The organism is Dokdonella sp. (genome assembly GCF_049593775.1).
Classification (GTDB): Bacteria; Pseudomonadota; Gammaproteobacteria; order Xanthomonadales; family Rhodanobacteraceae; genus Dokdonella.
In genome coordinates this window covers 1-6,763 of sequence record NZ_JBAWHJ010000028.1, presented here as the reverse complement: position 1 = coordinate 6,763, position 6,763 = coordinate 1, and the positions used below count along the sequence as shown (strand labels likewise).

7 protein-coding genes are annotated in these 6,763 nt (G+C 60.1%); 4 read left to right on the top strand and 3 right to left on the bottom strand.

Features of this window, described 5'->3' with window-relative positions; translation table 11 throughout:
- Positions 1–140: 140 nt before the first annotated feature.
- The 3 genes from WBP53_RS01075 to ccoN are packed head-to-tail and all read right to left on the bottom strand — an operon-like array spanning position 141 to position 2,349.
- On the bottom strand, positions 141–293 hold the full coding sequence (locus WBP53_RS01075; RefSeq protein WP_423925066.1) for a cbb3-type cytochrome oxidase subunit 3: 153 nt from the start codon (positions 291–293) through the stop codon (positions 141–143).
- Positions 290–913 (bottom strand): cytochrome-c oxidase, cbb3-type subunit II, encoded by a 624-nt coding sequence (gene ccoO / locus WBP53_RS01070; protein WP_423925064.1) that lies wholly within the window; start codon positions 911–913, stop codon positions 290–292. The genes WBP53_RS01075 and ccoO overlap by 4 nt, the downstream gene beginning before the upstream one ends.
- Before the next feature lie 11 nt (positions 914–924).
- The gene (gene ccoN / locus WBP53_RS01065; protein WP_423925062.1) at positions 925–2,349 is read right to left on the bottom strand and encodes a cytochrome-c oxidase, cbb3-type subunit I; all 1,425 of its coding nucleotides are present in this window, start codon (positions 2,347–2,349) and stop codon (positions 925–927) included.
- 265 nt (positions 2,350–2,614) lie between these two features.
- Between ccoN and nirK the strand changes: the two genes are divergently transcribed.
- From nirK to WBP53_RS01045, 4 genes are all read left to right on the top strand, one after another.
- Positions 2,615–4,129: a copper-containing nitrite reductase gene (gene nirK / locus WBP53_RS01060; protein ID WP_423925060.1), complete on the top strand. Its 1,515-nt coding sequence runs from the start codon at positions 2,615–2,617 to the stop codon at positions 4,127–4,129.
- A 16-nt stretch (positions 4,130–4,145) separates the two neighbouring features.
- Entirely contained in the window at positions 4,146–4,964 is an 819-nt protein-coding gene (locus WBP53_RS01055) for a formylglycine-generating enzyme family protein (protein WP_423925058.1), read from the top strand.
- The gene (locus WBP53_RS01050; protein WP_423925056.1) at positions 4,961–5,548 is read left to right on the top strand and encodes an SCO family protein; all 588 of its coding nucleotides are present in this window, start codon (positions 4,961–4,963) and stop codon (positions 5,546–5,548) included. The genes WBP53_RS01055 and WBP53_RS01050 overlap by 4 nt, the downstream gene beginning before the upstream one ends.
- A 301-nt stretch (positions 5,549–5,849) precedes the next feature.
- A complete protein-coding gene (locus WBP53_RS01045; RefSeq protein WP_423925054.1) occupies positions 5,850–6,608 on the top strand; it encodes a helix-turn-helix domain-containing protein in 759 nt (252 codons plus the stop codon).
- The last annotated feature ends 155 nt before the right edge of the window (positions 6,609–6,763 follow it).

Below are 6,763 nucleotides of genomic sequence, written 5' to 3'. Positions count from 1 at the left end.
GTCGCCATCCCAGACATGACCGGTGCTCTCGGTGGCCGACGTCTCGCTCTTGGGTTTGGCGGCTGTCGCCAACAGCAGCCACATCAGTCCGACCAGGTTGATCACGGTCAATACGATGACGTACCAGCTCCAGGTGGTGTTCATGCTTCGCGCTCCTTGTTGAGAGAGGAGTCGTCTTCCAGCGGCAGGTTTGCGGCTTCGCTGAAATCTTTCTTCCGGCGACGGCTCCAGGCCCACGCCCATATGCCGAGGAAAGTCAGCAACAGGATGGCGGTAGCGATTCCTGAAATCATGGCTGGGTCTCCTCCACGCCTGTGGCCGTGTTCACGCCCAGGCCCTGCAGGTAGGCAACCACGGCATCCAGTTCGGTCTTGCCGACCACGCTCTCGTTGATGCTGGCGAAATCGGCATCGGTGTAGGGATGCCCCATCCAGGCCAGTACGCGCATCTTGGTTTCGATCAGTTTCGGATCAACCAGCGATTCGGTCAGGACCGGATAGCCCGGCATGTTCGATTCCGGCACGACGTTGCGCGGATTGAGCAGGTGCACGCGATGCCAGTCGTCCGAATAGCGCCCACCCACCCGGGACAGGTCCGGTCCGGTGCGTTTTGAGCCCCACAGGAACGGTCGGTCATAGACGGTTTCACCGGCCAGCGTGTAGGGCCCGTAGCGCTGTGTTTCCGACGCCAGCGTACGAATCATCTGCGAGTGACAGCCGACACAACCCTCGCGAATATAGATGTCGCGTCCCGCCAGGCGCAGCGGCGAATAGGGTTTCACACCCGGGCTGGGGTTGACCGTTTGCGCCTGGAACATCAGCGGAACGATTTCGACAAGGCCACCTATCGCGATCACGATCACGATCAGCACGGCCATGAGCCCGACATTCTTTTCGATTACTTCATGTTTCATCAGGGCTCTCCTCAGGCGTGGGCCGGGGCGGGAACACGCACGACGGGAAGCTCGCGCGCCGGGAGACAGGTTTTCCAGACGTTCCAGACCATGATCAGCATGCCGATGAAGAACAGCAAGCCGCCAAATACGCGGGTGACGTAGTAGGGGTAGGTCTGCCTGACCGATTCGATGAACGTATAGGTCAGCGTGCCGTCAGGATTCGTGGCCCGCCACATCAGGCCCTGCATGACGCCGGCAATCCACATGGCGGTGATGTAAAGCACGATGCCGATGGTGGCGATCCAGAAATGCGCGTCGATCGCCTTGATCGAGTACATCTGCTCGCGGCCATAGAGTTTCGGCAGCATGCTGTAGATCGCACCCATGGTGATGAACGCCACCCAGCCCAGCGCACCGGCATGCACGTGGCCGATGGTCCAGTCGGTGTAGTGGGAGAGTGCGTTGACGGTCTTGATCGACATCATCGGACCTTCGAAGGTCGACATGCCGTAGAACGACAGTGAAACGATCATGAACTTGAGGATCGGATCAGTGCGCAATTTATGCCAGGCACCCGAGAGCGTCATCATGCCGTTGATCATGCCGCCCCAGCTCGGCGCGAGAAGGATCAGCGAGAACACCATGCCGATCGATTGCGCCCAATCGGGCAGTGCCGTGTAGTGCAGGTGATGCGGACCAGCCCACATGTAGATCGAGATCAGGGCCCAGAAATGCACCACTGACAGGCGGTAGGAATAGATCGGCCTTTGTGCCTGCTTGGGCACGTAGTAATACATGATGCCGAGGAAGCCCGCGGTGAGGAAGAATCCGACCGCGTTGTGGCCGTACCACCACTGCACCATTGCATCCACAGTGCCCGAGTAGATCGGGTAGGACTCTGTCCATGACACCGGGATCTGCAGGTTGTTGAAGATGTGCAGGACCGCAATCGTCAGAATGTAGGCACCGAAGAACCAGTTGGCCACGAAGATGTGCTTGATCTTGCGTTTGACGATGGTCATGAAGAAGACCACGGCGTAAACAATCCACACCGCTGCGATCAGCAGGTCCAGCGGCCAGATCAGTTCGGCATATTCATGACTCTGGGTCAGGCCCAATGGCAGCGTTATTGCCGCACCGACGATGACCGCCTGCCAACCCCAGAACGTGAAAGCCGCCAGCCGATCCGAGAACAATCGCGCGTGGCTGGTGCGCTGGACCACATAGTAAGAGGTCGCGAACAGTCCGCTGCCGCCGAATGCGAAGATCACCGCATTCGTGTGCAGTGGTCTCAGGCGGCCGTAGCTAAGCCAGGCAATATCGAAATTCAGCCAGGGCCAAGCCAGCTGTGCAGCTATGAACAGGCCGACCAGCATGCCGACAACGCCCCACACGATCGTGGCGATCGTGAACTGGCGGACGACTTTGTCGTTGTAGGTTTCCACGGATGACATCGCTCATTTCCCCTTTTCCGGCAGGCGTATTGTGGCAGTGCGGCAAGAATTATCCGTTGACGTCGATCAATATGGCGTCAGACGGTGACAGAATGCCGCATGACAGGAGCTTTCGAGTCGTCTGCCAGCTCGATTCTGCCAATTCTGGCCCGCGCTTGCGTGAGGTCGGCCATAGAACGAGCGAGTTGACCCACGTCAAGGCCGGGAGGCAGCAGAAGGGGCAGACTCCCGCCCATCGAATTTCATCAGATTCCGGGGAATATCCATGACACGTACATTATTGTCCGCAATGCTTTCTGTCCTGCTGCTGGTCGCGTGTTCTCCGGCAGCAGACAAGTCCGCATCCGGCGACGCATCCGCAAACGCGGCGAAAGCCGACACCGGCGGCTCGGCCAGAGGCGATTTCGGGCCGCCCAAGGGCGAGCCCATTGAAGCCATACTGACCTCGCCACCGCTCGTCCCGCCGGCAACCGGGCGCACCCAGCCTGCCAAGGTGATCGTCAACCTTGAAGTGCGCGAACTCGATCTGGAAATTTCCGAAGGTGTCACCTATACGTTCTGGACGTTCGGCGGCACCGTGCCGGGCAGCTTCATCCGCGTGCGCCAGGGCGATACCGTCGAGTTTCACCTGAAGAACCACCCCGATTCGAAAATGCCGCACAACATCGACCTGCACGGCGTGACCGGGCCCGGTGGCGGTGCGGCATCAAGTTTCACCGCGCCAGGCCATGAGTCGCAGTTCACCTTCAAGGCGCTCAATCACGGCTTGTTCGTCTACCACTGCGCCACCGCGCCGGTCGGCATGCATATCGCCAACGGCATGTACGGCCTGATCCTGGTCGAGCCGCCGGAAGGTTTGCCTCCTGTCGACCACGAGTTCTACGTGATGCAGGGTGACTTCTACACGGTCGGCAAATACCGCGAGAAGGGCTTGCAGGCTTTCGACATGCAGAAGGCCATCGACGAGAACGCAACCTACGTTCTGTTCAATGGTTCGGAAGGCGCGCTGATCAATGAAAAGGCACTCAAGGCGAACACCGGAGACAACGTCCGCCTGTTCGTCGGCAACGGCGGGCCGAATCTCGTATCGAGCTTCCACGTCATCGGCGAGATCTTCGACAAGGTCTGGTACGAAGGCGGCACCCACTTCCAGGAAAACGTACAGACAACGCTGATCCCTTCGGGCGGCGCGATGATGGCCGATTTCCATGTCGAAGTACCGGGCAGCTATGTGCTGGTCGACCACTCGATCTTCCGCGCCTTCAACAAGGGCGCACTGGCGATCCTCAAAGTGGATGGCGAAGAGAACAAGGCCATCTATTCCGGCAAGGAAGTCGATTCGGTATATCTCGGCGACAAGGCAGCCAGCCTGGCTCCGGTTACCGAGGCTCGCGATGCCGCCAGCTCTGGCACGATGACCCTTGCGCAACAGGTTGCGGCAGGCAAGGCGCATTACACCGGCACCTGTTCGGTTTGCCATCAGGACAACGGCGCCGGCATGGCGAGCGTATTCCCGCCGCTGGCCAAGTCGGACTATCTGGCCAACGATCCGGAAGCCGCGATCAAGATCGTGTTGAATGGCTTGAGCGGGCCGATCAAGGTCAATGGCGCGGATTACAACTCGGTCATGCCGCCCATGAGCCAGCTCAACAACGACGAAATCGCCAACATCCTCACCTATGTCTTCAATAGCTGGGGCAATGACGATGGCGTGGTCACCGCCGAACAGGTAGCCAAGGTGCGCGCAGAAACACCGCGTTCCGAAGGCGCCGCGCACTGATCCGGCATTGAATCTCATGTTTCACTGCGTCTCCAACGCAGCCGTGCCAACGATCAGGAATTCGGGCCTGATCGTTGGCATCATGTTCTTCAGCCTGTGTGCGATTCCGCTGCAGGCAGCGGAGTACGTGGATATCCCTGCAGGCGCGTTCCAGTCGGTGTTGCCGACGGCGGATACGCCACTGGATGTCAACGTCGCTGCCCTGCAGATGCGTGTCGAGCCGGTCACCCAGTCGGAATTCCTGGATTTCGTGATCGCCCATCCAGAATGGCGTCGCGACCAGGTGCCGGTCGTCTTCGCCGAGTCGCGCTATCTCGAACAATGGCCAAAGGTTGATGCCATTGGCAGCGAACAGTCCCGACAACCCGTGACCCGAGTCAGCTGGTTCGCCGCGCAGGCGTTCTGCGAGAACGAGGGCGGCCGCCTGCCGACATGGCATGAGTGGGAATACGTTGCTGCCGCCGACGCGACGCGCACCGACGCGCGCGCAGATCCGGAATGGCGAAATCGCATCCTTTCCTGGTACTCAAGCTCATCCGCAAGCGCGCCGGCCGATATCGGAGGCGAAGCAAATGCCTATGGCGTTCGCGACATGCACGGCCTGGCCTGGGAATGGGTCGACGACTTCAACGCACTCATCGTCAGTGCCGACAATCGCGAACAGGGCGATCCCGATACGACGAAATTCTGTGGAGCCGGCGCATTGTCGATGCAGGATCGCGACAACTACGCTGTGCTCATGCGCATCGCCATGCTGTCCTCGCTGCAGGCTGCCGATGTCACCGGCAATGTTGGCTTTCGTTGCGTCCGTCCCGCTATCGGAGATGCGAAGTGATCAGGTTCCTGCACGTGTCGGTCATCCTGCTTGCCCTGCTGGCGTGCAATCTGGTGCACGCAGAATCAATCACGGCGATTCCCGGTGACTCGATCTACCAGCTCGACATTCCCCTGCTCGATCAGGATGGCGTGAAGGTCGATTTGCCTTCCCTGCGCGGGAAGCCACGCATCATCAGCATGTTCTATGCCTCGTGCCCGTACATGTGTCCGCTGATCATCGATACGGCGCGCATGACCGAACGGAAACTCGATGATGCTCAACTCGCCGGGCTCTCGGTGCTGATGGTCAGCATGGATGCGAAACGCGACGATCCGGCAGCGCTCAAGGCGCTGGCAGGGCAGCGCAAGATCGACACGAAGAAGTGGACGCTTGCGCGCACCGATGCCTCGAACGTGCGCAAGCTCGCAGCGGTGCTCGGCATCCAGTATCGCGAACTCGATGATGGCGAGTTCAGCCATACCAGCGTGCTGATCCTGCTCGATGCCGATGGCCGCATCGTTGCGCGCACGGAAACCATGGGCAAGACCGATCCGGAATTCGTGGATGCGGTCAGGCGGGTTCTGGACGATTCCGGGGCCTGAGCCGCGAAGCTTCGCGTTACCTCGTCCATCGTCGGAAGTGGCTTGACCAGCCATGCGGCTGTTGAAAGCAGCCGCGATGCCATTTTCTCAACCCGTGAAAAGGCATCGAGCGTGAACAATTCTCCTACGAAGATCCGATACAAGCCGAGGGCTTCGGCGCCCCTTCTCGCGTTGCTGCTTCGTTGTTGACCGCACAACTCGAACCCGACCTGCGTATCATTGGGCTTGCCTGCGGTCTCGCCAGCATGGACCCCAGGGCATATCCCGGATTCCGGGCCCCGATTCAATTGTGCCGGTGACCATGAGCAGTACCCGACCCATCAGACACTTGCCAACCTACGATCCCGGTGCGGGTGACGGCGACGAACTGAATTTTTGCTCGACCTGTGCGTTCGGCGAAGTGTGCCTGCCGGGTGGTTTCGACAAGCCGGCGCTGCAGGACCTGCACTGTCTGGTCGAACACGTCGGTCCATTCCACGTCGGCGACTGCCTTTTCCGTGCGGGTGACGCGTTCGAGTCCATTTTTGCCGTGCGTGCCGGCACGGTAAAGACCTGCACCGTCGACGAAGAAGGCCGCGAGCAGGTGCTTGGCTTCCATCTGCCCGGCGAAATGGTCGGGCTCAATGCGATCCATCCGGCTCGCTATCCCTGCGACGCAGTCGCGCTGGATACCGTATATCTCTGCCGTTTCTCGTTTCCCGCATTGGCGACGCTGGCCACTCGTCTGCCTGGCATCCAGCAGCAGCTGTTTCGACTGCTCAGCGCGGATATCGGCAAGGCCGCCTTGCTGGCAGGCGATTACAACGCCAGCGAACGCATGGCGGCATTCCTGATCCTTCTCGCCGACCGCTATGCCGCGCGCGGATTTTCGGCCACCCGCTTCCGATTGAGCATGCCGCGCGGAGACATCGCCAACCATCTTCGCCTTGCCGCGGAAACCGTCAGCCGCGTCTTCAGGCGATTCCAGGACCAGGGTCTGATCCACGTCGAGGAACGCGATGTGGAACTGCTGGATACCGCGGAACTGCGCAAGATGGCTCGCTGCATCCTGCACGACTGACCCCTGCGACTGCCCTGTTGTCATCGGGCTTGATCCAGATCATGGCTTGCCCATGTGGGTGGCGTGACAATTCGCCTACTAACTAGTTGGGGGAATTGCTCCATGTCCACGACCCGCCGCCTCTGGGTTGCACTCGGCATCCTGCTGGGTGTGAC

Excerpts from the sequence above, each read along its gene's own strand:
- WBP53_RS01075 (WP_423925066.1), bottom strand. The coding sequence starts at position 293 with ATGATTTCAGGAATCGCTACCGCCATCCTGTTGCTGACTTTCCTCGGC.
- ccoO (WP_423925064.1), bottom strand. The coding sequence starts at position 913 with ATGAAACATGAAGTAATCGAAAAGAATGTCGGGCTCATGGCCGTGCTG.
- ccoN (WP_423925062.1), bottom strand. The coding sequence starts at position 2,349 with ATGTCATCCGTGGAAACCTACAACGACAAAGTCGTCCGCCAGTTCACG.
- nirK (WP_423925060.1), top strand. The coding sequence starts at position 2,615 with ATGACACGTACATTATTGTCCGCAATGCTTTCTGTCCTGCTGCTGGTC.
- WBP53_RS01055 (WP_423925058.1), top strand. The coding sequence starts at position 4,146 with ATGTTTCACTGCGTCTCCAACGCAGCCGTGCCAACGATCAGGAATTCG.
- WBP53_RS01045 (WP_423925054.1), top strand. The coding sequence starts at position 5,850 with ATGAGCAGTACCCGACCCATCAGACACTTGCCAACCTACGATCCCGGT.